Annotated in this window: 21 protein-coding genes; 14 read left to right on the forward strand and 7 right to left on the reverse strand. The window is 65.1% G+C overall.

The features are described from left to right. Window positions 1-14 precede the first annotated feature (14 nt). Entirely contained in the window at window positions 15-1,019 is a 1,005-nt protein-coding gene (locus ACYVHT_RS21355; protein ID WP_460557056.1) for a hypothetical protein, read from the forward strand. 84 nt (window positions 1,020-1,103) lie between these two features. Here the strand turns inward: ACYVHT_RS21355 and hutI are convergent, their stop codons facing one another. Then, window positions 1,104-2,369 (reverse strand): amidohydrolase family protein, encoded by a 1,266-nt coding sequence (hutI, locus tag ACYVHT_RS21360; protein WP_460557059.1) that lies wholly within the window; start codon window positions 2,367-2,369, stop codon window positions 1,104-1,106. A 105-nt stretch (window positions 2,370-2,474) separates the two neighbouring features. On the opposite strand from hutI, the gene ACYVHT_RS21365 reads away from it, so the two are divergent. Beyond that, the gene (locus ACYVHT_RS21365; protein ID WP_460557062.1) at window positions 2,475-3,008 is read left to right on the forward strand and encodes a 2'-5' RNA ligase family protein; all 534 of its coding nucleotides are present in this window, start codon (window positions 2,475-2,477) and stop codon (window positions 3,006-3,008) included. 25 nt (window positions 3,009-3,033) lie between these two features. Here ACYVHT_RS21365 and ACYVHT_RS21370 read toward each other — a convergent pair whose 3' ends face one another. Further along, window positions 3,034-4,605: a glycosyltransferase family protein gene (locus ACYVHT_RS21370; RefSeq protein WP_460557065.1), complete on the reverse strand. Its 1,572-nt coding sequence runs from the start codon at window positions 4,603-4,605 to the stop codon at window positions 3,034-3,036. A 154-nt stretch (window positions 4,606-4,759) separates the two neighbouring features. Here ACYVHT_RS21370 and ACYVHT_RS21375 point away from each other — a divergent pair, with 154 nt between their 5' ends. Beyond that, the gene (locus ACYVHT_RS21375; RefSeq protein WP_460557068.1) at window positions 4,760-5,377 is read left to right on the forward strand and encodes a zinc ribbon domain-containing protein; all 618 of its coding nucleotides are present in this window, start codon (window positions 4,760-4,762) and stop codon (window positions 5,375-5,377) included. A gap of 66 nt (window positions 5,378-5,443) precedes the next feature. Here the strand turns inward: ACYVHT_RS21375 and ACYVHT_RS21380 are convergent, their stop codons facing one another. Further along, on the reverse strand, window positions 5,444-5,689 hold the full coding sequence (locus ACYVHT_RS21380) for a hypothetical protein (RefSeq protein ID WP_460557070.1): 246 nt from the start codon (window positions 5,687-5,689) through the stop codon (window positions 5,444-5,446). A gap of 153 nt (window positions 5,690-5,842) precedes the next feature. Between ACYVHT_RS21380 and ACYVHT_RS21385 the strand changes: the two genes are divergently transcribed. Next, window positions 5,843-7,189 carry a YfcC family protein gene (locus ACYVHT_RS21385; protein ID WP_460557073.1) on the forward strand — a complete coding sequence of 449 codons (1,347 nt, stop codon included), beginning with the start codon at window positions 5,843-5,845 and terminating at the stop codon, window positions 7,187-7,189. 8 nt (window positions 7,190-7,197) lie between these two features. Here ACYVHT_RS21385 and ACYVHT_RS21390 read toward each other — a convergent pair whose 3' ends face one another. Together ACYVHT_RS21390 and ACYVHT_RS21395 are read right to left on the reverse strand one after the other, a co-directional pair. Next, window positions 7,198-7,731 (reverse strand): protein-tyrosine phosphatase family protein, encoded by a 534-nt coding sequence (locus ACYVHT_RS21390; RefSeq protein WP_460557075.1) that lies wholly within the window; start codon window positions 7,729-7,731, stop codon window positions 7,198-7,200. A 55-nt stretch (window positions 7,732-7,786) separates the two neighbouring features. Beyond that, window positions 7,787-8,194 (reverse strand): DUF6960 family protein, encoded by a 408-nt coding sequence (locus ACYVHT_RS21395; protein WP_460557077.1) that lies wholly within the window; start codon window positions 8,192-8,194, stop codon window positions 7,787-7,789. Window positions 8,195-8,384: 190 nt separating this feature from the next. On the opposite strand from ACYVHT_RS21395, the gene ACYVHT_RS21400 reads away from it, so the two are divergent. Beyond that, window positions 8,385-11,951 carry a patatin-like phospholipase family protein gene (locus ACYVHT_RS21400; RefSeq protein WP_460557080.1) on the forward strand — a complete coding sequence of 1,189 codons (3,567 nt, stop codon included), beginning with the start codon at window positions 8,385-8,387 and terminating at the stop codon, window positions 11,949-11,951. Here the strand turns inward: ACYVHT_RS21400 and ACYVHT_RS21405 are convergent. Beyond that, complete coding sequence (locus ACYVHT_RS21405) at window positions 11,918-12,622, reverse strand: hypothetical protein (RefSeq protein WP_460557082.1); 705 nt, start codon at window positions 12,620-12,622, stop codon at window positions 11,918-11,920. The genes ACYVHT_RS21400 and ACYVHT_RS21405 overlap by 34 nt on opposite strands. A 193-nt stretch (window positions 12,623-12,815) precedes the next feature. Between ACYVHT_RS21405 and ACYVHT_RS21410 the strand changes: the two genes are divergently transcribed. The 9 genes from ACYVHT_RS21410 (at window position 12,816) to trpS (ending at window position 22,906) form a co-directional block, all read left to right on the forward strand. Next, on the forward strand, window positions 12,816-14,795 hold the full coding sequence (locus ACYVHT_RS21410) for an alpha-amylase family glycosyl hydrolase (protein WP_460557084.1): 1,980 nt from the start codon (window positions 12,816-12,818) through the stop codon (window positions 14,793-14,795). A 198-nt stretch (window positions 14,796-14,993) separates the two neighbouring features. Further along, the gene (locus ACYVHT_RS21415; RefSeq protein ID WP_460557086.1) at window positions 14,994-15,887 is read left to right on the forward strand and encodes a YitT family protein; all 894 of its coding nucleotides are present in this window, start codon (window positions 14,994-14,996) and stop codon (window positions 15,885-15,887) included. A gap of 188 nt (window positions 15,888-16,075) precedes the next feature. Beyond that, on the forward strand, window positions 16,076-17,911 hold the full coding sequence (locus ACYVHT_RS21420) for a glycosyltransferase family protein (protein WP_460557088.1): 1,836 nt from the start codon (window positions 16,076-16,078) through the stop codon (window positions 17,909-17,911). A gap of 24 nt (window positions 17,912-17,935) precedes the next feature. After that, on the forward strand, window positions 17,936-18,799 hold the full coding sequence (locus tag ACYVHT_RS21425) for a DUF4198 domain-containing protein (RefSeq protein WP_460557090.1): 864 nt from the start codon (window positions 17,936-17,938) through the stop codon (window positions 18,797-18,799). Between the two features lie 72 nt (window positions 18,800-18,871). Then, window positions 18,872-19,246: an STAS domain-containing protein gene (locus ACYVHT_RS21430; RefSeq protein WP_046246220.1), complete on the forward strand. Its 375-nt coding sequence runs from the start codon at window positions 18,872-18,874 to the stop codon at window positions 19,244-19,246. Between the two features lie 108 nt (window positions 19,247-19,354). Further along, the gene (locus ACYVHT_RS21435) at window positions 19,355-20,266 is read left to right on the forward strand and encodes a ribonuclease Z (RefSeq protein WP_460557091.1); all 912 of its coding nucleotides are present in this window, start codon (window positions 19,355-19,357) and stop codon (window positions 20,264-20,266) included. Window positions 20,267-20,351: 85 nt separating this feature from the next. Further along, entirely contained in the window at window positions 20,352-21,098 is a 747-nt protein-coding gene (locus tag ACYVHT_RS21440; protein ID WP_460557093.1) for a VUT family protein, read from the forward strand. A gap of 21 nt (window positions 21,099-21,119) precedes the next feature. Beyond that, entirely contained in the window at window positions 21,120-21,776 is a 657-nt protein-coding gene (locus ACYVHT_RS21445; RefSeq protein ID WP_460557095.1) for a hypothetical protein, read from the forward strand. Between the two features lie 152 nt (window positions 21,777-21,928). Then, complete coding sequence (gene trpS / locus ACYVHT_RS21450; protein ID WP_460557097.1) at window positions 21,929-22,906, forward strand: tryptophan--tRNA ligase; 978 nt, start codon at window positions 21,929-21,931, stop codon at window positions 22,904-22,906. Between the two features lie 73 nt (window positions 22,907-22,979). Here the strand turns inward: trpS and ACYVHT_RS21455 are convergent, their stop codons facing one another. Beyond that, window positions 22,980-23,918, reverse strand: coding sequence for a hypothetical protein (locus ACYVHT_RS21455; protein ID WP_460557099.1), 939 nt, complete (start codon window positions 23,916-23,918; stop codon window positions 22,980-22,982). Window positions 23,919-24,163 lie beyond the last annotated feature (245 nt).

The raw sequence follows: 24,163 nt of genomic DNA on the forward strand, positions 1-24,163 counted from the left end.
CATATCTGTGCTTCGTGAAAAAGTATTGCCTTTTCCTATTAGCCGCTGTTTCGCTGCTGGCCTGCCGCAAAGACGATGAAGTGGTCTGCCTGACGCCGGCGGCTGCCGCCACCAACTCGTTTGCTGCTTTGCGGCTATATACACCGTTTCAGCGCTACACTTTCGACCTCAGCCAGGCCCTGAGCCTCCCTACAGCCCAAGGAGCCAGGGTTGCGTTTGGGCCGAATGCGTTTGTGCTGCCCAACGGCAACGTGGCCACCGGCCAGGCCGAGCTGCGGGTGCGCGAGATTTATTCGGTGGCCGACATGATGCTGGCCGATATGCCGACCACGGCCCAGGTATCGCGGCAGATGCTGGTGTCGGGCGGCGAGTTCACCATTCAGGTGTGGCAGGGCAGCACGCGCCTGCGCATGTCGCCGGTTTCGCCCACGGGCGTCGTCAACCGCCTCACGCTTACCTCGCCCGTGCCCACCGCCGGCCTCGATACCACCCGCATGTACCTCTGGAAGCAGCCGGCCAGTCCGCTGGCGGGCACGCCGGCCGATTCGTCGGGCTGGCTACAGGTCTTCACCCCCAATGCCGCCAATGGCAGTAACCCAATCCGGGTGAACACTACTACCAGTCCGGCGACGGCGACCACGCCCTACTATTCGGTGGCCATTCCGCTCGACTCGATTGGCAACTGGAACATCGACCAGTTCTGGAGCGCTTACCGCAACAATCCAACCGTCAGTGTTGGGGTAGCCGTGCCCGTTGCCGCCGGCATCACCACACGGGTGTACTTCCGCCCGGTGGGCTACAATGGCCTGGCCCGCGGCTTCCAATCGGCGGCATCGGCCACCTTCTGGCTGGCTAGCCTGCCCTCCGGTGCCGACGTTGTGGCGGTGGTACTGCAGGAGAACAACGGCCAGCTTTACTACGGCACCCAGCGCTTCAACACGGCCGCCAGCACCATTGTCACCCCCACCCTGCAAGCCCTCAGCGCCGCCGACATCATCCAGCGCATCCGCCAGCTCTAACCGCCCTGCCCTTCCTTTTCCACTGAAAACGAAAAGCCCTTCCGAAGCTTCGGAAGGGCTTTTTTCTGTATTTCGTTATGCAGGCTACTGCCCGCCGATGACGACGTCGCGCACCGGGTTTTCGCCCAGCCAGTACGGGATTTCGGCCACGCTGCCCACGTTCAGCACCAGCACGTCGGCGCGCTTGCCGGGGACCAGGCTGCCGCAGTCGGCGGCGTGGCCGATGGCCCAGGCGGCGTTGAGGGTGGCAGCGGCCACAGCTTCCTTGGGCGTGAACCCCATTTTGAGGCAGGCCACCGACAGCGCCAGCCACAGGTTTTTGCTGGGGCACGAGCCGGGGTTGAAATCGGTGCTCAGGGCCACGGGCAGGCCGTTGTCGATGAAGGCGCGGCCGGGCGCGTATTGGGTCTGCCGCAGGAACAGCGGCACCAGCGGCAGCAACACGGCCACGGTTTGCCCCTGGGTTTGCTGCGCGATGCGGGCGGCGGCAGCGGGCGTGAGGTAGTCGCAGTGGTCGACGCTGGTGGCGCCCAGCGCGGCGGCCATCTCGCAGCCGCCCAGGTCGTGCAGCTGCTCGGCGTGGATTTTCAGGCCGAAGCCCATCTTGTGGGCCTGCTCCAGGTAATAACGCGATACGTCGAGCGGAAACGCGCCCTGCTCGCAGAAAATGTCCACGTACGCCGCCTCCCCTTTCAGGTCCGACAGCACCTCGCGCAGGATGAAGTCCACATACGCCTGCGGGCCGGCTTCCCTGAACTCGGGCGGCACCACGTGGGCGCCCAGAAAGGTGGGCACCACCCGCACCGGCTGCTGCCGGCCGGCCTGGCGGGCCACGCGCACCAGCCGCAGCTCGGTGTCGCGGTCGAGGCCGTAGCCGCTTTTGGCCTCCACGGTGGTTACGCCGTAGGCCCGGAAGCCCGCCAGGTGGTGCAGCGCATTGTCCAGCAATTCGGCCTCCGAGGCGGCGCGGGTGGCGCGCACGGTGCTCAGGATGCCGCCGCCGCTGGCCAGGATGTCGAGGTAGCTTTCGCCGCGCAGCTTGCGCTCGAACTCGTGGGCGCGGTTGCCGCCGAACACGAGGTGGGTGTGGCACTCCACCAGGCCGGGCATCACCACGCAGCCGGTGGCGTCCAGCAGGCGGGTATCGGGGCCGATGCGGGCCAGGTCCAGCGCGTCCATCGGGCCCACGGCCACAATTTTATCGTCGAGGCAGGCCACGTAGCCGCGCTCGATGATGGCCCAGCCGGCCAGGTCGGGGCCGGCCAGGGGGCGGTCGGGGGGGCCGCCGGCCAGGGTGAGCACCTGCGCGGCGTGCTGAATGAGGAGCGAATACGGGGCGGTGTGCGACATGCGGCGGCTGGCAAAGTGGGCCGGCAAATTACGCCGTTGCCGCGCCACATCCGGCGGATGGCGGGCAGATTTCGTAACGACAAATCCACCGCTTTCCGCTTTATAATGCCGTTTACTGAAGCCGCTCCGCTCATCCTCACCCTGGCATTGGACGAGGCCACCCAAACGTATTTCAACGGCCTGCGCCAGCAGCATTTTCCGCCCAAAATCAACTACCTGGCTGCTCATCTCACGCTTTTCCATCACCTGCCCGGCCATGAGCTGGCCGGCATCAGCGCAACCTTGCAGAAACTGACGGCCGCCCGGCCGCCGCTCATGCTGCAGGTCACGGGCCTGCGCTCCCTGGGCCGGGGCGTGGCCTTCGCGCTGGAAAACGCGGAGCTGCGGGCGCTGCACCGCCAGCTGCAGGCCGCCTTCGCGCCGCACCTCACGCCCCAGGACCAGCAGAAGCTCCAGCCCCACGTCACCATTCAAAACAAAGTGGACCCGGCCACCGCCCACCAGCTGCTGGCCGACATGCAGGCCGGCTTCGCGCCGTTCGAGGCCGTGGGCACGGGGCTGCACCTGTGGGAATACCGGGGCGGGCCGTGGGCGAGCGTGGCGGAGTTTGGGTTTGAGAATTTGCCCCGCTCGGCATAACCGTTGCTTACCCGGCACTAGCTACTCACCAGCCGCCGCCCTGCCAGGCGGCCAGCTCTTTCTGCCACTCCGATAATAGCCGGGCCTGCACGGCGGCATCGGGCCGCAGGCCGACGATGACGGTTGTGCCCCGCTCGCGGGCATACGCATCGGTGATGCTGGCGAAGCGGCGGTACTCGGCAAAATGCGGGGCCAGCTCGGGGTGCCATTCGTCGTCGATGATGAGGACGGCCCGGTACTGCTGCAGCTGCCGGGCAGGATACCAGAACAGGTAGCTGCCGTTGAGGCTGTTGGCCGGCGGCATGGGCCGGTGGCGGTTGAAGTAGTTGAGGGCGCTGGCCTGGCCGTAGTTGGCGCAGTGAATGAGGGTGTGTGCGCGCACCGAATCGGGCAGGGCCTGGTAGGCGGCCCAGGTGTGGTCGGCCAGCTCGCGCCAGCCGCGCATGTCGGCGTAGTCCTGCGGCAGGGCGTGGTTTTGGCCGTCTTCCCAGCGGTAGAGGCCCAGGCTTTCGTATCGGGAGCGCAGGGCGGCCATGCCGGCCGGGCTCCGCAGCGGGTAGATGAACGGCAGCAGCGGCAGCATGAGCAGGATGGGCAGCGCCACTAATACGGGCGGAAGGACGGTTTTCCATGCCGCGTGGCGCCGCGCCGCGCCTTCGCGCATTCCCAAACGCTTGATACGCGCGTCCCACCACACGGCCCCGAAGCTGAACAGCACCGGATAGTAGCCCAGGGCGTAATAGTCCTTGCCGTGCAGCGCGAACAGCAGCCCCACGCCCAGCACCGCCACCCAGCCCACTGCCCGGTACGGCCGGAACGCCCGCCCCAGCAGCAGCGCCAGCAGCCCCGGCACCCACACCCACAGCGCCGTGAAGCACATCAGCAGCTGCGGCTTCCAGAAATCGAGGGCCGACACGTTGACCAGTTGGCTGTCGTGCAGCAGCGCCATGTGGTGCCGAAACGGAATGCCGTGGCCAATTTGCCAGGCCAGATTGGGCGCCCACACCAGCAGCCCCAGCCCGGCCGCCCCCCAGAAATGCCGGCTCAGCAGCAGGCGCCGCCAGGGCGTGAGCAGCAGCGCGCCGCCCAGCGCCGCGATGAAAAACAGGGTGGAGTATTTATTGAGCAAGCCCAGTCCCAGGCCCAAACCCAGCAGGTACAGCAAGCGGGGCTTTTCCTCCTGAAAATACCGCACCAGCCAATACAGGCAGAACACGAAGCCGAACACCTCGAACGAGTTGGGCTGGAACAGCAGGTTGAGCCGGGCATAGGCCGTGCTCAGGTAGCAGGTGCCCGCCAGCGCCGTGGCCAGCCCGCCGCCGCCCAGCCGCTGCGCCAGCCGCATCACGAGGTAGAGCGTGGCCGCGCCCCACAGAAACGGCCAGAACTTCACCCAGAACGTCCCGCCGCCCAGCGCCAGGCTCGCCCAGCCCTGCGCGGCAATGAGCGGCGGCACTTCGAAGTAGCCCCAGGCCAGGTGCCGGCCCTGGTTGAGGTAGAGGTATTCGTCGCGGTGCAGCTCGTAGGCCGGGCTGATGAGGAAGTAGCCGGACGCGAACTTGAGCACGGCGAAAACGAGCGGCAGGAGGCGTTTCATGCCGGGCAAGGTAGCACGGCCGATTAGTTTGCCCGCCCCGCAACGAATGCCGATGCCTGCCCAGGGCGCCACAGCGCAGGTTGTACGCCTGCCCTGCGCTTAACTTTAGCGCTTCTCTTTTCCACAGCGCCGCCGGCACGCCCATCTCCTATTCATGATTTTTTACGGAACCAACGGTGCCCTCGTGCGCACCGTCCCGCTGCCGGGCGCGACCTGCCCGGCCTGCGGCACCTTCAACAGCCTCCAGCTGAGCGTGTTCAGCCGCTACGCCCACATCTACTGGATTCCGCTTTTTCCCTACAGCAAGCCCAGCGTGGTGCAGTGCACCCACTGCCAACAGGCCTGGGACGCCAAGGCCACGCCCGCCCCGCTGCAGCCCGCCGTGGCCGACCTCAAAAAGCAAATCCGCGCCCCGTGGTGGCACTGGTCGGGCCTGGCCCTGATTGCGGTGGGCATTGTGGTGGCCGTGCTGGCCAGCAGCCGCGATGCCCGCGCCAACAAGGCCTACCTGGCCGCGCCCCGCGCCGGCGACATCTACACCGTGCGCTCGCCCGGCGACAGCACCAAATACTCGCTGCTGAAGGTGCTGAGCGCCAAAGGCAACACCGTGGAGCTGGTGGCCAACGAGTACGAAATCGACAACCGCCACCCCCTCACCGAGCTCAACTCGCCCGAGAAGTACGGCAAAGAGCCTTTCTCCATGACGCAGTTTGAGCTGCAAATCATGCAGAACAAGGACCAGCTCGTGGACGTGGACCGGCCGGGGGAATAAGGGCCGGCCCGGGCGTCATTCGCGCCGGTTCGACGATGCCGTTCAACAGCGGGCGGGGGCGAGCCCCTACCCCAGCTCCGGCAGCTTCACCAGCCGCAGGTAGTCGCCCAGCCCGGTGGGCTTCTGAAAAACGTGGATGAAGAGGATGTGCTCCTCGCCCCGGCTGCGCCAGGTTTCGGCATAAAAGCCTTCCACGGCATACAGCGTCAGGTCGAAGCTGTCTTCCTGGCGCTCGGCCAGGCGGGTGCCGTGCCGGGCAAGATGCTCGGTCTGGCGGCACTGGTGCAGGGCTTTGAAGGCGGTGATGGTCATGCAGAGGAAACGGAACTAAAGCACAAAAGAACGTCAGGCGGAGCGCAGCCGAAGCAGCGCTATTGCCGGAGTAATTGACTTACTTCTCCGGTAGCGCTGCTTCGACAAGCTCCGCCTGACGTTCTTTTGTTCCCGGATTACCTACTCCTGACAATGAATTCTTTCCGTTTTCCCCACCCGCTGGTGCTGCTGGTGGGCTTTATCTTATTGGCGGCGGCGCTGAGCTACGTGCTGCCGGCCGGCCAGTTTGCCCGCCAGAAAAACGAGGCCACCGGCCGCGAGGTGGTGGTGCCCGGCTCCTACCAGCGCGTGCCGGCCACGCCCGTGGGCCCGCTCGATATGCTGGTGGACATCCCCAAGGGCATGGCCGACGCGGCGGGCGTCATCTTCCTGATTTTCCTGGCCGGCGGGGCCTTCACCGTGCTCGACCAGACCGGCGCCCTGCGCCACGGCGTAGACTGGCTGCTGGCCCGCGCCCACGGCCGCGAGGTGCTCGTGATACCCGTGGTCAGCATCCTTTTCGCCACCATGGGGGCGCTGGAAAACATGGGCGAAGAAATCGTGCCCCTCATTCCGGTGCTGCTGGTGCTGATGCGCCGGCTGGGCTACCCGGTGCTGACGGCGGTGGCGGCCAGCCTGGGGGCGGCCATTGTGGGCGCGGCGTTTAGCCCGATAAACCCGTTTCAGGTGGGCATTGCCCAGAAGCTGGCGCAGCTGCCGCTGCTCTCGGCCGGCGGGTTCCGGCTGGCGCTGCTGCTGCCGGCCGTGGGGCTCTGGATTGCGGGCACCATGCGCTATGCCATCCGCCACCGCGTGGCCCCGGACATTGCCGCGGAAGAAGCGGCGGCCGATGCCCGGGGCGCGGGCCGGCACGGCCTGGTGCTGCTGCTGCTGCTGGTGTGCTTCAGCATTTTCGGCTACGGCGTGGTAGCGCTGGGCTGGGATTTCGACCAGATGGGGGCGCTGTTCTTCGTGTTGGGCGTGGGCGCGGGGCTGCTGGGCGGCCTGGGCCTGTCGGGCACGGCCGAGGGCTTCGTGACGGGCTTCCGCGACATTGCCTTTTCGGCCCTGCTGATTGGGTTTGCGCGGGCCATTTTCGTGGTGCTGGAGCAGGGCCACATCGTCGATACCATCGTGCAGGGGCTGTCGGCTCCGCTGGCGCAGCTGCCGGTGGTGTTCTCAGCCCTGGGCATGATGGTGGTGCAAACGGCCCTGCACCTGCCCGTGCCCAGCGTGAGCGGGCAGGCCACGCTCACCATGCCGCTGTTTGCCCCGCTGGCCGATATTATTGGGCTCTCGCGCCAGGTGGTGGTGCTGTGCTTTCAGTACGCGGCCGGGCTGTGCGAGCTGATTACGCCCACCAACGGCTCGCTGCTGGCCATTCTGGCCATCTGCGGCATCCGGTTCGACCAGTGGCTGAAGTTTGTGGGGCCGCTGTATGCGCTGCTGCTGGGGCTGGGCGTGGTAGGCGTGGTGGCGGCCATCGGGCTGGGGGTGTAGGCGGGCCGCTAACCTGCCCGGTACTGCCGCACAAAGGCAAACTGGTCGGCCGTTTGAGGCGAGGTCGGGTAGCGGTCTACCTTGGCCACCGTTTGCCACTCGTGGGCAATGCGGGCCAGGGCTTCTTCGCCGCTCAGGCCGAGGGCCTGCTGCAGGTAGCAGCCCACCACGGTGCCGGTGCGCCCAATGCCGCCCCAGCAGTGCACGGCGGCCGGGCGCTGGGCGGCGGCACTTTCGGCCAGGGCGGCCAGCACCTCAGCCAGCTGCCCGGGGGTGGGCACGCCCATGTCGCGCCACGAAAAACGGCGGTAGCGCACTGCCTCCGGCCCGAGGCCGAAGTGGGCGGCCCGCTGCTGCAGCAGGGCCTCGTAGGGCCGCAGCTCTTTGGCTTCGGTCAGGTCGTAGAAGTCGCGGATGCCGGCGGCCAGCAGCGCGTCAATCTTGAGCGTGGCGGCGGCATCGGTGCGGTCGCCGGGGTATTCGCAGGCCAGCAGCAGCGGGGTGGCCCAGTAGGAATTGGGGATGGGGCGGGGCAGAGCCATGGAGTGGCGTTTTTTCAGAAGTAGTTAAGGAAGAAGGCACAGCCAGTCGGGCTGCTCAGTCGGCCCGCAGCTCATCGGCCCGAAACACGTAGGGCAGCTTGCGCTTGCGCTCCACAATCTGATAGGTGGCCGTATCGGTGGCATCGTTCCAGAACACGTCGGAAACGTGCCCGAAGTGGCGGTACTGGCCGGGCTGGGGCGTCACTTCCTCCACGGCATCGCCGAAGCTGAAGCGGGGCTTGTGGTAGATTTCCTTAAACAGCTCGGGCCGCACGAGGAACTGCTGCTCGTCGTAGCGAATGGTAATCCACTCGCCTTCTTCGTCTTCGGCAATTTTTTCGAAGAGCTTGCCCACGGGTTCGAGCAGCTCGAAGGCGCGGCGGTTGGCGGGGTGAATGTAGCGGAAGCCGTAGTCGGGCGACCAGCCGTAGAGACCAAAAATGACGGGTTTGGGACGGGGCACGGGGCAGTAGGTGGTTGGGAGTGCAAAGAACGCACGGCCACGGGCGAAAGGTTTGGCGCGGCGCGGTGAAATTCTCGTTGTCGCTCCGCAGGCGAGCGGACCGGGCTTTAGCAGCATTGAATTTATTTAATTTAATAATTAAAATATCATATATTGCTTACGGATTCATTCTACCCAATTCCGTAGCGCGATGGATGTTAATGCTGAGATTGCCGCCCGGGCCACGGCTGTGCTGGTGCTGATGCAGGACTGGCTGGCCGGCACCTACTCTTCGGCTGAGGACGTGCGGGCCTGGCGCACCCGCCTGGTGCAGGCCAGCACTGCCCCGCTGGCCGACGCCGGCACCGCCCGGGTCCCCCTGCACCTGCTGCTGCGGGCCAGCGAGCTGCTGAACACCGATGCCGCCCCCCGCCCGGCCACCGACCCTGGCATCTGGGCCGGCTTTCGGGAGCTGGCGCACGAGCTGGTGCGGCATCTGGAGCGCCAGCAGGGCTTTGCCTACCTGCTCGAAGCGCCCAAGCCCCCGCCCCCGGCGGCCTGGCGGCGGGCGCTGCGCCGCCTGCTGTACCGCGAGCCCACGCAGCGGGAAGAAATCTGCAAAATTCTGGGCACGGCCGAACAGCGGGCCTATTTCGAGCCCCTGCTCATTCAGCTGCTGCTGCAAAAGGAAGTGCTGGACGTACTTTCTGCCAAAGGCCTGGTGCCCCGCGGCGGCGCGCACGCCGAGCTGGTGGAGCGCTTCCTGAAAAACCCGGAGCTGGTGGCCGACGGCCTCGATGCGGCTAGTCTGGCGGTGCCCTTCACGCACGTATTGGGGCGGGAGCTGGAAGAAATCTACCGCCGCCGCCGGGCCCGGCTGCTGGGCAGCAAGCTGGAAGATGAAGCCCCCACGGAAACCTCCCAGGCCGCCGGGCCGGCCGTGGACCAGGCCGACCAAACCGCCGGCCCCGACCTGAGCCAGCCGTTCGGGCCGGGGCCGGGGCCGTTTGGGCTGGCCGAAACCGGCAATCTGCTGGGGCTGGCCCTGTCGGGCGGCGGCATTCGCAGCGCCACGTTTGCGCTGGGGGCGGTGCAGGCGCTGGCTCGGCGCGGCTGGCTGCCCCGGCTCGACTACCTGTCGACGGTATCGGGCGGCGGGTATCTGGGCGGCTGGCTGGTCACGCTCATTCAGCGGCTGGGCTCGGTGCGCACCACCCAGCAGCGCCTCGACCCCAGCCAGACCGCCAACCCGATGGCCGAGGAAAACCGCCCGGTGCGCTGGCTGCGCAGCTTCAGCAACTACCTCACGCCCGAGGCCAGCATCTTCTCGACCGATGCCTGGACGCTGGGCACCACCTGGCTGCGCAACGCCCTGCTGAATCAGTTCATTCTGGTGCTGTTTCTGTGCTCGGTGCTGCTGCTGCCGCATTTTTTGCTGGCCCGGTGGGTGTGGTGGGGCAGCTTCCACGCGCCCTATGCGCTGGGCATGGCCCTGCTGCTGCTGGCGGTGGCGGCGGCGCTGGCCGGCTGGCAGCAGCGCTGGTACGACCGGCCCGCCAGCGAGGCCTCGCCCGATGGGCCGGGCTGGCTGGCCTGGCTGCCCATTCCGGGCATTCTGCCGGCTGTGCTGCTGCTGGCCGGCTGGCACCTGGCGGCCTACGCCTACTTCCAGCCGCCGCAGGATGGCGAGCAGGCGGCTTGGTTCTGGCGGGTGAGCGGGGTGCTGTGCGGCTGGCTGCTGCTGGTGGCGGCGTTTGGGCGCTACCACCTGTGCTTCAGGTGGAAGCGGCCCCACGCGGGCTGGGCCTGGCTGGTGATTGGGCTTACCTCGGCGCTGGCTTCGGGGGCCGGCGCGGTGCTGCTGCTGGCGCTGGCCGGGTATTTCCGCCACCTCACCAGCCACTACGCAAATCTGTATTCCATCCTCAATGATATGCAGGACCGGGAGCGCCTGGCGGTGGCCAGCGTCATGGTGTTTGGCCCGGCGCTGGCGGTAGAGGCCCTGGGCCTGGCCCTGACGGGCCGCATGGCCCTGCTGGGCCGGGCCTTCACCGACGAGCGCCGCGAATGGTGGGGCCGCCTGGGTGCGCAGGCCCACCTCACGGTGCTGGCCTGGGTGCTGCTGGCCGGGTACAGCCTGCTGCTGCCCTACTTCATCAAGCTGAGCATCGGCTCCGTGCCGTGGCCCACCACGGTGGGGGCGTGGGTGGCGCTGGTGGGCGGCGGCGTGAAGCTGGCCCAGAGCGGCCGCACGCCCGCCCAGGCCAGCGCGGGGCCGAAGTCGGCCACGGCCAGCGCCACCGATTTGGTGGCCCGCGTGGCCCCGTACCTGTTCATTGTGGGGCTGCTGGGGCTGCTGGTCTGGACCCTGGATGCGGTGTTGCCCGCGGTGGCGCTCTGGTTTGGGAAGGTGCAGCGGCTGCCTATTCCGCTGCCCACCGATGCCTACCACTACCCGCACTGGGGCGTGCAGCTGGCCCTGATAGCGGGCTTGTTTCTGCTCAGCTGGCTGCTGGCCTGGCGGGTGGGCGTGAACGAGTTTTCGCTGCACCACTTCTACAAGAACCGCCTGCTGCGGGCCTACCTGGGTGCCTCCCGGGCCCGCGACGAGCGCCAGGCCAACCCCTACACCGACTTCGACACCGCCGACGACCTGCACCTGTGCCACCTGCGCCACCACCCGCTGCCCAACCCCGACGGCACGGCCCCCCCGCCCTACTCCGGCCCGCTGCCGCTCTTCAACACGGCGCTGAACGTGACGCGCGGCGGCGAGCTGGCCAAGCAGAACCGCAAGGCCGAGTCGTTCGTGTTTTCGCCGCTCTACGCCGGGTTCGACTTCGCCCGCATGGTGCCCGTGCAGCACCCCGACGGCCGCTACGCCGAATACGGCTTCCGGCCCACCCACGCCTACGCCTACCCGGCCCCCGGCACCCGCGGCGATGCCGATGCCCGGCCCCGGGCGGGCGGCGTGCACGTGGGCACGGTCATGGCCATTTCGGGCGCGGCGGCCAACCCCAACATGGGCTACCACTCCTCGCCCGTCACGGCGTTTCTGCTCACGCTCTTCAACGTGCGCCTGGGCTGGTGGATGGGCAACCCGCGCCGCGCCCGCTGGCAAAGCGCCAACCCCAAAACCGGCCTGGGCTACCTGCTGAAAGACCTGTTTGGCCGGGCCACGCCCACCGACGACTACGTGTGCCTGTCCGACGGCGGCCACTTCGACAACCTGGGCCTGTACGAGCTGGTGCGCCGCCGCTGCCGCTACATCATCGTGTGCGATGGCGAAGAAGATGCCGACCTGCGCTTTGAGGCGCTGGCCAACGCCATCCGCCGCTGCCGCATCGATTTCGGGGTCGAAATTGACATCGACCTCACGGCCCTGCGCAACCGCGATGCCCAAAAACACACCCCCACGCACGCCGCCCTGGGCACCATCCTTTACCCCGACGACCCCACGCCCGGCACCCTCTCGGATGAAGGCCTCCCCCCCATTGCAACCGGCCACCTGCTCTACCTCAAGGCCACCCTCACGGGCCACGAGCCGGTGGACGTGCTTGAATATGCCCACCAGAACCCCGTATTCCCACACCAGAGCACCGGCGACCAGTTTTTCTCCGAAGACCAGTTTGAGAGCTACCGGCAGCTGGGCTACTTCGCTGCCTCGCACCTCTTCCCCCCCGCCGACCTCAGCCAGCCGCTGCCCGACCCCGCGCCGCTGTTCGATGCCGCACGGTTCAGAAAGCGCTATCCCATTGCCGCCGCGCCGGCGTCGCCATGAGCCAGGTATTGCTGGGCGTGGGCCAGCAGCCGGTCGCGATGGGCGGCGCCTTCGTGCACGCTGGCGAAGGAAACGCGGTGCGTCCGGCCATCGGGGCGGCGCACCAGCACATCGGCCGCGCCCTCGGGTTCCACGGCGGCAATATCGGCCCAGCGCAGGTGGTGGGCCGGGCTCAGGTGCCGGGTGCGCACGGCAAACCCCTCGGCGTGCAGGTGCAGAAAGCGCCGGCCGCTGAGCTTGTGCAGCCGGAAGGCCAGCACCACGTACCCCACGGCCAGCGCCGCATACAGCCACGGCAGCGTGTGCACGCGGGGCGGGGCCCCGGCCAGCTCGGCTGCGTGGTGGCGGTGCCAGATGTGGTAGCTCTCCATGGCCAGTATGGCCGCCGCCGCCAGCTCCAGCCAGGCCACCCGCTCCTGGTGGAACGGATTGTGCCGCAGGTGGCGCAGCTCGCGCACCATCAGCCCGATATACAGCGCGCCGATGGCTATTTCCAGTCCGCTTATCAGCGTGAGGCGCTCCCCGCCCGTGAGCATGGGCATGATGCCCAGCAGCAACAGCACGGCCGGCCCGACGTGCCCGATGGCTTTGGCCACCTGCTGCCGGGCGTGGCGGCGGTGGTAAAGGGTGACTGGTTCGCCGGCAGCCCGGTCTGTTTCTGTGGTATTCATACCCAAAGGCGGGGCAAAATGAATGGCTGGCTCAAATATAGCATTGGTTGCATAGAGCCGGCCGCGCGCGCGGCCGGGCACCAATGCAAGCCGGTTTTGGCCAAAAACCGGTCAATTCCGTATGCCGGGATTACCTACCGCCCAGTACCGGCCGCATTTTCGGCTGCCCGGGCGGCGGGCAGTTGCTTAATCAATGCCAAACGCTTCCGCTTCCAAACCCGCTTCCCGCGCCAAAGCCGCGCCCCAAGCCCCCTCCAACCCTTCGGCCGCCGCCGCCGAAGCCACTCCCCCCAAACCAGCCCCGGCAAAAGCCACCGCCGCCAAGGCTCCGGCCAAAAAAGCGCCGGCTAAAAAGCCCGCGGCGGCCCCGCAGTCGGCCGCGCCGCAGCCGGGCATGGGCTCCATTCCGCACGAGGGCGGCACCACCTTCCGGGTGTGGGCGCCCAACGCCGAAAAGGTGTCCGTCATTGGCTCCTTCAATGACTGGAAGGCCGATGCCCACCCGCTTCAGCACGAAGAAAACGGCTATTGGGCCGTGGATGTAGCCGGAGCCAAGCCCGGCGACGAATACAAGTACCACCTCGCCAACGGCGACAAAGAATTTGACCGCAACGACCCCTACGCCCGGCAGGTAACGAATTCCTCCGGCTCTTCGGTGGTGCTCGACCCCAGCTTTGATTGGGAAGACGACAACTTCCAGATGCCAGCCTGGAACGACCTGGTGATTTACGAGCTGCACGTCGGCACCTTTTTCGCGCCCGAAAAAGACCAGGTCGGCACCTTTGCCGATGTGGCCGCCAAGCTGCCCTACCTGCGCGATTTGGGCATCAACTGCATCGAGCTGTTGCCGGCCACGGAGTTTCCCGGCAGCCGCTCGTGGGGCTACAATCCGGCAAATCCGTTTGCGCTCGAAAGCGACTACGGCGGGCCGGTGGCCTTCAAGCAGCTGGTGAAGGAAGCCCACCGCCACGGCATTGCCGTGGTGCTCGACGTGGTGTACAACCACTTCGGCCCCGGCGACCTCGACCTCTGGCAGTTCGACGGCTGGAGCGAGAACGATGGCGGCGGCATCTACTTCTACAACGACTGGCGCGCCGAAACGCCCTGGGGCCACAACCGCCCCGACTACGGCCGCCCCGAAGTGCGCCAGTACATCCGCGACAATGCCCTGATGTGGCTCACCGACTACCGCGTGGATGGCCTGCGGGCCGATGCCATTGCCTTCATTCGCAACGTGAAGGGCGAGGAAGACCCCGGCGCCGACCTGCCCGACGGCTGGAGCCTGATGCGGTGGATTAACGACGAAATCGACCAGCAAATGCCCTGGAAAATCACCATCGCCGAAGACATGCGCGGCAACTCCGGCATTACCGAAGCGGTGGCCAACGGCGGCCAGGGCTTCGATTCGCAGTGGGACGGCGCGTTTGTGTATCCCATTCGCGATGCCCTCACCACGCCCAACGATGCCGACCGCAGCATGGGCGCCGTGGCCGGTGCCATTCTGGAGCGCTACAACAACGATGCCTTCCGCCGCATCATCTACACCGAAAGCCACGACGAAGTGGCCAACGGCAAAAACCGCGTGACCGAAGACGTGGCCCCCGGCGACGCGCAGGGCTGGTTTGCCAAGAAGCGCGCCACCCTGGGCACCGCGCTGGTGCTCACCGCGCCCGGCATTCCGATGCTGTTTCAGGGCCAGGAAATGCTGGCCTACCGGGGCTTCGACGACAGCCAGCGCCTGCGCTGGGAGCGCGCCAAGGAGCACCCCGGCATCGTGCAGATGCACCGCGACCTCATTCGCCTGCGCCGCAACCTCGACGGCCACACGCGCGGCCTGGGCGGCCAGAGCCTGCGCGTGTTCCACGTCAACGACCAGGACAAGGTCATTGCCTTCGCCCGCTGGGCCGACGGCGACGGCAGCGCCCCCCACGACACCACCATCGTGCTGGCCAACTTCGCCAACCGGCCCTACGAGAGCTACACCATCGGCCTGCCCGGCGCCGGCCTCTGGCAGGTGCGCTTCAACTCCGACTGGAAAGGCTACGACGAGGACTTCGGCGATTTCGAGAGCTTCGGCATCGAAGCGCAGCAGGGCGGCTACGACGGCTGCCCCTTCCACGGCAGCATTGCCCTGGCCCCCTATGCCGTGCTGGTGTTGTCGCGGGAGGGCTAAGCCACAACCGTTCTGTCAGGTAGCCCATCGGTAGAACGTCATGCCGGGCGTAGCCGCCGCATCTCGCTTGCCGCAGTAGTCCAGCCCAAACGGGTTGACTCCTGCAGCAGCGGTGCTTCAGCTGCGCCCGGCATGGCGTTCCTGTGTGCAGCCGGAACGGCGTTCCTGCATTTTATTACCCCACCTTTTCTTCTGCTTATGGACCCGACTCCCCCCACTGCCCAAAACATCAACAACCCCAACTCGGAGCTGAAAAACGCTCTTTTTATCATCGCCGGAGTATTTTCGGCGGCGTTTGGCCTCGAGTCCTTCCTGCTTTCCAGCCACTTTATCGACGGCGGCGTCACGGGCGTATCCATGCTGCTGGCGGCGGCTTTTAAATGGCCGCTTTCCATCCTGATTCTGGTTATCAACCTGCCGTTTATCGCGCTGGGCTACCGGCAGTTGGGCCGGCGCTTTGCCCTGCGCAGCGCACTGGGCATTGGCGGCCTGGCGCTGGTGCTGGCCTTCGTGCACTTCCCCGATGTCACCTCCGACCGCCTGCTGACGGCTATTTTCGGCGGGGTGTTCATTGGGGCCGGCATCGGGCTGGCCATGCGCGGCGGAGCCGTGCTCGACGGCACCGAGATAGCCGCCCTGCTCGTGAGCCGCTACCTGGTACTGCTCAAAGTCAGCGACTTAATCCTGATTCTGAACGTTGTTATTTTCGGTGTGGCGGTGCTGGTGCTGGGCACCGAGCCGGCGCTGTACTCCATGCTCACCTACTTTGCGGCGGCCCGCGTGCTGGAGTTCGTGCTCAACGGCATCGAGCAGTACACCGGCGTCACCATCGTGTCGGAATACAGCGACGCCATCCGCAAGGTCATCACCGAAAAGCTGGGGCGCGGCGTGACGATGTACCAGGGCAAATCGGGCTACGGCAAGCGTGGCGAGATGGGCATTGAGCGCGACATCGTGTTCACCGTGGTAACGCGTCTGGAGCTGCCCGGCCTGCGCACCGCCGTGCAGGAAGTCGACCCGCGCGCCTTCATCGTGCAGTACCGCATCGACGACGCGCAGGGCGGCATCATCAAGAAGCGGGCGCTGCACTAAGCCCCGCCCTTCTGCCCTTCTGCTCCCCTGCCGCCGCCCCGACAGGCTGCGCGGGGCCAGGTTTTGGGAGGCTCTCCCGGAGCAATTTCTCGTTTGCTGCTCAAAAAAGGCTGCTGGCGGTGGTTTCTGAACGGCAACCGGCTTACCTTTCGCCGCGTTCTTTCTTCTGATAGTCCACTCCCACCCCTATGCAATCCATCCCCCACGCCCCCGACGCGCTGCATCCCGATGCCCTTTTAGTAGAAGTAGCCTGGGAGGTTTGCAACCAAGTGGGTGGTATCTACACGGTTATCCGCAGCAAAGTGCCGGCCACCATGCCCGCCTGGGGCGACCGGTATTGCCTCGTGGGCCCCTATTTCCCGCACATGGCGCAGGGCGAGTTCGAGAGCTTCGACGACCTGACCGTGCACACCGCCGCCGACCCGTTTGGGGCCGCCGTGCGCACCATGCGGGCCCAGGGCTACGACGTGTGCTACGGCACCTGGCTCATCACGGGCCGGCCCCGCGTGGTGCTCATCAACCCGTTTCAGGCCTACGACCGGCTGGGCCAGCTCAAATCCGACCTCTGGCAGCGCCACGGCATCCCCTCGCCCGATAACGACGACCTGCTGCACCAGGTCATTGCCTTCGGGCACCTCACCACCATTTTCTTTCAGCACGTGGCGGCCCAGCTGCAGGGCCGCCGCCTGCTGGGCCACTTCCACGAGTGGATGACCGGTGTGGCCATCCCCGACCTGCGCCGCCTGCAGGTGCCCGCGCACCTGCTCTTCACCACCCACGCCACGCTGCTGGGCCGCTACCTGGCCATGAACGACCCGGCGTTCTACGACCACCTGATGTGGGTGAACTGGGAAAACGAGGCCCGGCACTTCAACATCGAGCCGGCCGTGCGCATGGAGCGCGCCGCCGCCCACGGCAGCCACGTTTTCACCACGGTGAGTGAGCTGACGGTGCGCGAATGCATCTATTTACTGGACCGGATTCCCGATGCCGTGCTGCCGAACGGCCTGAATATCGAGCGCTTCGTGGCCCTGCACGAGTTCCAGAACCTGCACCAGCAGTACAAGGCCAAGATTCACGAATTCGTGATGGCCCACTTCTTCCAGTCGTATTCCTTCGACCTGGATAAAACGCTGTATTTCTTCACCTCGGGCCGCTATGAATACCACAACAAGGGCTTCGACCTGACCCTGGAAGCCCTGGCCCGCCTCAACTACCGCCTGCAGCAGAGCGGCATCGATGTGCAGGTGGTGATGTTTTTCATCACCAAGCGGCCCTTCACCAGCATCAATCCGCAGGTGCTGGAGCGCCGCGCCCAGCTCGAAGAAGTGCGCCAGACCTGCCGTGCCATCGAGGAGCAGGTGGGCGAGCGGCTATTCTACGCCGCCGCCGCCAGCCAGGACCACAAGCTGCCCGAGCTCAGCACGATGGTGGACGACTACTGGCGCTTGCGCTACCGTCGCCAGCTCCAAAGCTGGAAAACCAACGCCCTGCCCCCGGTCATCACCCACAACCTGGTGAACGACCAGAACGACGACATCCTGAACTACCTGCGGCGGTCCAACCTGCTCAACCACCGCCACGACCGGGTGAAAATGGTGTACCACCCCGACTTTGTGTCGCCCGCCTCGCCCCTGCTGGGCATGGAGTACGGCCAGTTTGTGCGCGGCTGCCACATGGGCGTGTTCCCGAGCTACTACGAGCCCTGGGGCTACACCCCGCTCGAATGCGTGGCCCGTGGCGTGCCCGCCATTACTTCCGACCTGTCGGGCTTCGGCGACTACGCCCTGCAAAACGTGCCCGACCCTGAAGGCAAAGGCATTTTTGTGGTGCACCGCCAGGAGAAGTCCTTCGACGAATCGGCCGATGAGCTTTGCGACATGCTCTGGCAATTTGTGCAGCTCGGCCGCCGCGACCGCATCATGCAGCGCAACGCCGTGGAAAGCAACGCCGAGCTGTTTGACTGGAAAAACCTGCGCGTGTACTACGACCGGGCCTATGCCCTGGCGCTGGAACGGCAGTAGTAGAAGCCCGTCGTTTTGCTTACAATGGCCAAGCTGTTCAGGCTGCTTCCTTTTCTTGTTTCAGCCACCACCGTCCTCGCCCACGAGTTCTGGCTGGAAGCGCCCAGCTTCCGCCTCCAGCCGGGGCAGACGGCGAGTGTGCACACCTTCATCGGGGCCGATTTTAAGGGCGAGCATTGGACCACCAAAGCCACCAAAATCCAGCGCCTCGTACGCTTCGGCCCCACCCCGGCCGACAGCACCAGCCTCACGCCCGGCAGTCCGGCCGAAACCGACACGTTTCGCACGGCGTTCTACTTCCGGCAGCCCGGCACGCACGTTGTGCTGCTGCGCTCCACTAATTCCTTCATCGAGCTGCCGGCTGAGCAATTTACCGCCTACCTGCGCGAAGAAGGCCTCGACTACGCCCTGAAGCTGCGCCAGGAACGCGACGAGATGGCCAAGCCCGGCCGCGAAACCTACCGCCGCTGCGCCAAAATCCTGCTTCAGGTGGGCGACGCGGCTGCTACCTCCACGGCCACCGACAGCGCCTGCCGCCGCGTCTACGGCCTGCCGCTGGAGCTGGTGCCGGAGCAAAACCCCTACCGCCTGGCCGCCGACAAAGCCCTGACCGTGCGGGTGCTACGCGCCGGTAAGCCCGCCTTTGGGGCGATGGTGCAGGTATGGCAGCGGCAGCCCGGCGGCCTGCCCACCACGCACTACGCCACCCGCGCCAACCAAAATGGCCGAATTTTGTTACGACTGTCCGGGCCGGGCCCTTATCTGCTGGCAGCCGTCGAAATGGGGGTTTCGCCCGCCAAACTGCGCGACCGCGCCGACTGGCAATCTACCTGGGCTTCGCTGACCTTTGCCGGACCGCCCGCGGCCGTCCGGCCCACCGCAAAATAGAAACCAGTTCACCCAAAATTTTGGGTTTTTTCTTTACCTTCGCCGTTCTCTTACCCTCCTTGCTAACGCTGTATGAAGTACACGATTGATAAAAAAGAAAGCTACACCATCATCACCATTGAGGAGAAGAAGCTCGACACCACCGTTGCGCCCGACCTCAAATCGGAGTTCGTGAAGCTCAACGCTGAAGGCATTAACAACCTGATACTGGACCTCACCAACGTGAAGTACACGGATTCGTCGGGCCTCAGCTCCATTCTCATTGCCAACCGGCTGTGCAACTCCACGGGCGGCCTGCTGGTGCTCACCGGCCTGCAAGACCACGTGCTGAAACTCATCACCATCAGCAAGCTGGAATCGGTGCTGCACATCCTGCCCACGGTAGAAGAAGGCATCGACCGCGTGTTTTTGCACGCCATCGAGCGCGACCTGACGGACAAGGAATAATTTTTTAGCCGCAAGCTATAAGCTGCAAGCCGCAAGCTGCTGTTCTGCTTTTAGCCAGGACAACGGCTTGCGGCTTGCAGCTTATAGCTTGTCGCTTTTTCTCAACGCATGACTTTTGAGCTGAAGATTCTGGGCTCGGCTTCGGCCACCCCTACCGCCGGGCGCCACCCCACGGCGCAGGTGCTCACGGTGGGTGCTTCCAACTACCTGATAGATTGCGGCGAGGGCACCCAGTGGCAGATGCTCGAATACCGGGTGCGGCCGCACCATGTGCGGGCCATTTTCATCTCGCACCTGCACGGCGACCATTTTTTTGGCTTGTTCGGGCTGCTCAGCACCATGCACCTGCAGGGGCGCACGCAGTCGCTGTGCATCATTGGCCCGCCCGGCCTCGACGAGGTGCTGGTGACGCAGGCGCGGGTATCGGGGATGCAGGCCGGCTTCGCCATGGAGTTTATTCCGGTCGACACCACCATTCATGCCGTGGTGTATGAGGACGAGAACGTTACGGTGTCAACCCTGCCCATGCGGCACCGCATTCCGTGCACCGGCTACCTGTTTTCGGAGCAGCCGCGCCGCGCCAACCTGGTGAAGGAGAAGCTGCCCGCCGGCCTCACGCCCGCGCAGCTGGCCCGCCTGGCCCAGGGCGAAGACCTGCCCGCCGACGACCAGCAGCCCGGCCTGCGCCACGCCGATGTATCGACGCCCGCGCCGCCCCCGCGCCGCTACGCCTTTTTCTCCGACACGCTCTACACCCCGGCGCTGGCCGAGCTCATCCCGGGCGTGGACTTGCTCTACCACGAAGCCACGTTTCTGGAGGAGATGCGCGAGCGGGCCGGCCAAACGCACCACAGCACCGCCCGCCAGGCCGCCCAGATAGCCCGGGCCGCCGGTGCCAAGCGCCTGCTCATCGGCCACTTTTCGAGTCGCTACAAGGGCCTCGAACCGCTGCTGGACGAAGCGCAGGCCGTTTTCCCCGGGGCGGAGCTGGCTACGGAAGGCTTGGTGGTGAGTTTGTAGGAATGCGCCAGGCCGCGGGCGGCGGCCCTGCGCCGGTCCGATTAATTATTCAACGATTGAACGCGCCGTGGCGCGTTGCTGCGTCATGAACACCTTCGCCAACAAAAAGCAGCAGCTTTACCTTGTGCTCAGCGGCATTTTCATTGTGAACGCGCTGCTGGCCGAAATCATCGGCGTGAAGATATTCTCGCTGCTGCCCCTCATGGGCCGCGACGACAACCTGACGGCTGGCGTGCTCATCTGGCCGGTGGTGTTCGTGACCACGGACATCATCAACGAATACTTCGGCAAAGCCGGGGTGCTGCGCGTGAGCTACCTCACCATGGCGCTCATTCTGTTTGCCTTCGGCGTTATCTACCTCACCACCAAGCTGCCGCCGGCCGCGTTCTGGCTCGATGTGAACAAGACGGACAACCTGGGCCGGCCGTTCAACATCGATTTTGCCTACCAGAGCATTTTCCGGCAGGGGCTGGGCATCATCACGGGCTCCATTGTAGCGTTTGCGGTGGGGCAGGTGCTCGATGCCACCATTTTCGCGGCCTTGCGCAAGGCTACGGGCGGGCGCTACATCTGGCTGCGGGCCACGGGCTCCACGCTGGTTTCGCAGCTGGTCGACTCGTTTGTGGTGCTTTACGTGGCGTTTTATGTGTTCGGCAACTGGACTTTCGACCAGGTTATTTCGGTGGCCAATACCAACTACTGGTATAAGTTCGCGGCGGCGATTCTGCTCACGCCGGTGCTCTATGTGGCGCATTTTCTGATTGACAAGTACCTTGGCAAGGAAGAAACCACGGAGCTGCAGGAAGAAGCCGTGGAAAACCTGAGCGTTTAATTTCTCCTTTCTGTTTTTACAATGCGCGCCTTCTTGCTGACTATTACGATGTTGTTGCCGGGACTTTGCTGGGCGCAGCTGTTTGGCGGTAACAAATTTGAAAGCGGCTCTTATGTGCTGAGTGACAGCCGAAATGTGCGCCAGCAGGGCCAGCTCAAATTGCAGAGCGGTTCCAAACTGCTGGTGAAAACGGCAGATGGCAAAACCTTGAAATTCAACCCCGAGCAAGTTGTTACCTTTCGAACCAACAGTCATAAATACGTGGTAGCACGCAATTTCCACGTAAAAGGCGGGCTTGGCGGGGCTGATGTAGACGCCGGCTTTGCGGAGCAACTCGATAGTGGCCAGGTGGTACTGCTGAATTACAAGTACAGCGTGGGCGCGCCCATGTCGATGGGTGCCGGTGGCGGCATGAGCTATGGCGGGGCTTCCGAATACAATGCCTATTTGCTAAGCCGGCCCGGCGATGCCGAAGCCACGGCCGTGCAGGGCAGCTTTTATACGGGTGGCGGCAAGCAATTTCGGGAATCGGTGCGGCCCTACCTCGCTTCACGCCCGGATTTGGTGACCCTGCTGGACGAGAAACGCATTACCAGCGACGACCTGCCGGCCGTTATCCATGCGCTGAATAGCAACACTCCTTTCAGCGCCCAGTCATCGGCCCAGGGGGCTGATTGATGTCTGCGGGCCGGTTTCGATTTGCAGCTGGCTCCTGATACCTTTGCAGCCGCTCTGCCCCTTTGCCTTCCTGGTGGAGCGGCAACCCGTCGCCAGTGCCGCGTGCTGTGCACGCCCACAATAGCCCACGGCTGAAACCTTACGTATTTCCCATGTCCCGCATTCTCACCGGCATCCAGAGCACCGGCCGCCCGCACCTGGGCAACCTGCTCGGCGCCATCCTGCCCGCCATCGAGCTGTCGAAAAACCCGCAGAACGACTCGCTGTACTTCATTGCCGACCTGCACTCGCTCACCACCGTGCGCGACCCCGCCGTGCTGCGCGCCAATACCTACGCCGTGGCCGCCGCGTGGCTGGCCTGCGGCTTCGACACCGAGAAAAACCTGTTTTACCGGCAGTCCGACGTGCCGCAGGTGACCGAGCTGACGTGGTATCTGAGCTGCTTCACGCCCTATCCCATGCTGGCCAACGCGCACAGCTTCAAGGATAAATCGGACAAGCTCTCGGACGTGAATGCCGGCCTCTTCACCTACCCGGTGCTGATGGCGGCCGACATCCTGCTCTACGATGCCGAGTTTGTGCCCGTGGGCAAAGACCAGATTCAGCACCTCGAAATTGCCCGCGACATTGCCAGCGCCTTCAACAACCGCTACGGCGACACGCTGGTGCTGCCCAAGGCCCGCGTCGATGAGCAGCTGATGACCATTCCCGGCACCGACGGGGCCAAGATGAGCAAGAGCTACGGCAACATCATCGACGTCTTCCTGCCCGAAAAAGACCTGCTGAAGGCCATCAAAACCATTATTTCGGACAGCACCCCGCTCGAAGCGCCCAAGAATCCGGACACGGATGTGACGTTCAAGCTGTATTCGCTGCTGGCCTCGCCGGCCGAAGTTGAGACGATGCGCCAGCACTACCTGGCCGGCGGCTACGGCTACGGCCACGCCAAAAAGGAGCTGTACGAGCTGATTCTGCGCCGCTTTGCCACGGAGCGCGAGCAGTTCAATTTCTACATGAACAACCTGCCGGAGCTGGATGCCCGATTGGCTGTCGGGGCGAAGCGGGCGCAGGCATACGGCGCCGGCGTATTGGCCAAAGTGCGGCAGAAAGTGGGCTACGGAAAAGAATGATTAATGCCTAAAGGTTGATGATGAATGACACAAAGGCCTGGTCATTCATCATTAACCCTTCGGCATTAATCATTTAAAACACCTGCTGCTGCTGGGCCGAGAAGCTGAAGCCCACTTTGCTGCCCCGGCTCACCTGCTGGTTTTCGAGCTTTTGCTTGACGCTGATTTTCTGGATTTCGGGCAGCAGCGGGGCCACCAAGTCGTTGTTGACGGCCGCAATCATGGCGCTTTCCACGAAGAGGCGCATGGCGCTGGGCGTGATGAGGTTGTCGGACATGTCGTTGTCGGGCAGCTCCAGCTGCTGCACGCCTTCGAGGAAGTAGTGGTTTTCGATGTTGACCAGCAGGCGGCCCACCAGGTAGCCGGGGTCGTTCAGGCGCTGGTACTTGATGCTGTCGGCCATGAAGTTGTAGGCCATGATGTGGCCGAAGAAGCGGCGGCGGAAGTCGGCCTCCACGTACTTGCTGGGCATGGGGCCGTACTCGTCGGGGAAGGTGACGATGTTGGAGTGCATCACGAACACCAGCAAATCGCCCGAAAACCGGATGTGAAACTCCATGTCGTTGATGGAGCGGTACTCAATCACCACGCTCGAATCGAGGGGCGTGAGGCGGCGCGTGAGCTCCACCACCAGCTCCTGCGACACCAGCCGCAGGCAGTCGAACGCCGCCTGGGTGTTGCGGTAGATGGCCTGCTTGGCGGTGGACTTCTGCTTCAGGCCTTCGAAAATCTGGTCGAGGCGGTCGGGCGGGGGCGCTACCGGCGAGCCGGCTTCGGCGGTGGGGTGGTCGTTGGTGGCGGTGGCGCCGGTGTGGCTTGCCTCCTGGGGCGCGGGCGCGGCGGGCGGGGTCTTGTCCTTTTTGCTTTTGGCCCGCGGGGCCTTGCCGGACTTTGTAGCCCTGGCGGGCGTGGGCACGGGGGCGCTGATGGGGTCAGCATTCGGTATGGCGTCGGGCTCGGTGGTGGTAAACAGCTCGGGCTCGGTGCTTTTTTTGGTGGTTGACTTGGCCATTCGGAAAAGGGAATTGCGCCCCGAAACCCGGAACGCGGGGAAAGACAGAAATCAGCAGCACCGATACCAACGCCACACCGGCTGCGCTAGAGGTACGAATGCAAGCAGGACCTTAGTTGCAGCCGCCGCCCTATTTATCATCAGCCGTGGCTGGCTCGCGCCCGGCTGCCAGCGCCGGCGGCGCCGACAGCTGCGCCGCCACCGCCCACGCCGCACTGCGAAACGCCACCGTGCGCAGCCCCGCC

It is taken from the genome of Hymenobacter daeguensis, from assembly GCF_054780555.1.

Coding starts and splice junctions, on each gene's coding strand:
- ACYVHT_RS21365 (WP_460557062.1), top strand. CDS start 2,475: ATGCCGTTTACTGAAGCCGCTCCGCTCATCCTCACCCTGGCATTGGAC.
- ACYVHT_RS21455 (WP_460557099.1), bottom strand. CDS start 23,918: ATGGCCAAGTCAACCACCAAAAAAAGCACCGAGCCCGAGCTGTTTACC.
- ACYVHT_RS21410 (WP_460557084.1), top strand. CDS start 12,816: ATGCCAAACGCTTCCGCTTCCAAACCCGCTTCCCGCGCCAAAGCCGCG.
- ACYVHT_RS21425 (WP_460557090.1), top strand. CDS start 17,936: ATGGCCAAGCTGTTCAGGCTGCTTCCTTTTCTTGTTTCAGCCACCACC.
- hutI (WP_460557059.1), bottom strand. CDS start 2,369: ATGTCGCACACCGCCCCGTATTCGCTCCTCATTCAGCACGCCGCGCAG.
- ACYVHT_RS21415 (WP_460557086.1), top strand. CDS start 14,994: ATGGACCCGACTCCCCCCACTGCCCAAAACATCAACAACCCCAACTCG.
- ACYVHT_RS21430 (WP_046246220.1), top strand. CDS start 18,872: ATGAAGTACACGATTGATAAAAAAGAAAGCTACACCATCATCACCATT.
- ACYVHT_RS21420 (WP_460557088.1), top strand. CDS start 16,076: ATGCAATCCATCCCCCACGCCCCCGACGCGCTGCATCCCGATGCCCTT.
- ACYVHT_RS21400 (WP_460557080.1), top strand. CDS start 8,385: ATGGATGTTAATGCTGAGATTGCCGCCCGGGCCACGGCTGTGCTGGTG.
- ACYVHT_RS21445 (WP_460557095.1), top strand. CDS start 21,120: ATGCGCGCCTTCTTGCTGACTATTACGATGTTGTTGCCGGGACTTTGC.
- ACYVHT_RS21375 (WP_460557068.1), top strand. CDS start 4,760: ATGATTTTTTACGGAACCAACGGTGCCCTCGTGCGCACCGTCCCGCTG.
- ACYVHT_RS21405 (WP_460557082.1), bottom strand. CDS start 12,622: ATGAATACCACAGAAACAGACCGGGCTGCCGGCGAACCAGTCACCCTT.
- ACYVHT_RS21435 (WP_460557091.1), top strand. CDS start 19,355: ATGACTTTTGAGCTGAAGATTCTGGGCTCGGCTTCGGCCACCCCTACC.
- ACYVHT_RS21385 (WP_460557073.1), top strand. CDS start 5,843: ATGAATTCTTTCCGTTTTCCCCACCCGCTGGTGCTGCTGGTGGGCTTT.
- ACYVHT_RS21440 (WP_460557093.1), top strand. CDS start 20,352: ATGAACACCTTCGCCAACAAAAAGCAGCAGCTTTACCTTGTGCTCAGC.
- trpS (WP_460557097.1), top strand. CDS start 21,929: ATGTCCCGCATTCTCACCGGCATCCAGAGCACCGGCCGCCCGCACCTG.
- ACYVHT_RS21370 (WP_460557065.1), bottom strand. CDS start 4,605: ATGAAACGCCTCCTGCCGCTCGTTTTCGCCGTGCTCAAGTTCGCGTCC.
- ACYVHT_RS21380 (WP_460557070.1), bottom strand. CDS start 5,689: ATGACCATCACCGCCTTCAAAGCCCTGCACCAGTGCCGCCAGACCGAG.
- ACYVHT_RS21390 (WP_460557075.1), bottom strand. CDS start 7,731: ATGGCTCTGCCCCGCCCCATCCCCAATTCCTACTGGGCCACCCCGCTG.